This is a genomic window from Leucobacter celer subsp. astrifaciens, assembly GCF_001273835.1.
GTDB lineage: Bacteria > Actinomycetota > Actinomycetes > Actinomycetales > Microbacteriaceae > Leucobacter > Leucobacter celer.
Genome location: NZ_JHEI01000027.1, coordinates 1 through 225, shown reverse-complemented (window position 1 = coordinate 225; position 225 = coordinate 1). Strand labels below are relative to the sequence as shown.

Here is a 225-nt window from a genome sequence, read left to right as displayed (position 1 = left end):
AGAGGTGTAAAAGAGCCTGCTCCGGGCCGTCTCGGCGAAGCCCCCCCACAGGAGCCGCCCCATGCAGCCCGGGGTCCGCACGCCCCCGAGCACCGCGACGCCGAACGCGACGTAGCCGAGGGGCTCGCCCGCGCCGAGGCGGAGCAGCTGGGTGAATGCCGATTCCTTCGCGACGAACCCCACGAGGGGGGGGATGCCGGCCAGCGAGAGCGCGGCCCCCGCCGT

1 protein-coding gene is annotated in these 225 nt (G+C 74.7%); it reads right to left on the bottom strand.

Annotated elements, in window-relative coordinates:
- A partial coding sequence (locus AMS65_RS19645; RefSeq protein ID WP_162231729.1) for a hypothetical protein occupies nucleotides 1-225 on the bottom strand: 225 nt, incomplete at both ends.